General features: G+C 43.5%; 1 protein-coding gene. It reads right to left on the reverse strand.

Annotated elements, in window-relative coordinates; translation table 11 throughout:
- Positions 1–190: 190 nt before the first annotated feature.
- A partial coding sequence (locus R7F64_RS24095) for an FKBP-type peptidyl-prolyl cis-trans isomerase (RefSeq protein WP_318072177.1) occupies positions 191–598 on the reverse strand: 408 nt, incomplete at its 5' end.

Here is a 598-nt window from a genome sequence, read left to right on the forward strand (position 1 = left end):
GCTGCCAATATTCACTGATAGGAGAGCTAAAGTTAGGAGAGTTTTACGCATAGTACCTCCGACGGTTGAGCGTTTTAACTTATTTGTTGTATTTATTTTTTTTAGGTCATCTGACTGATAACTTCTATTATTTTATAAAAAAAGCGGCGCTAATGCGCCGCTTTATGTAGGTCATTGAGAAAAGTCTCAATTATAGAATATCTAGTAGCTCAACTTCGAATACTAGTGCTGCGAATGGAGGGATTGCAGCGCCTGCGCCACGTTCACCGTACGCAAGGTCTTGTGGGATGTATAGTTTCCACTTAGAACCTACAGGCATTAGTTGTAGAGCTTCAACCCAACCTTTAATTACGCCAGTTACTGGGAACTCAGCTGGTTGGCCGCGAGATACATAGCTGTCGAATACTGTGCCGTCTGTTAGTTCACCGTGGTAGTGAACACGTACAGATTTATCAGCTGTTGGGATTTCGCCAGTACCTTCATTGATGATTTCGTACTGTAGGCCAGATTCAAGAACATTAACTTCTGGACGTAGAGCGTTGTCTTTTAGGAACGCTTCACCATCAGCTGCTGCTGCTTTAGCTGCTTCTTGACGAGC

The sequence above is a fragment of the Vibrio sp. Vb1980 genome, assembly GCF_033338615.1.
Lineage (GTDB): Bacteria > Pseudomonadota > Gammaproteobacteria > Enterobacterales > Vibrionaceae > Vibrio > Vibrio alginolyticus.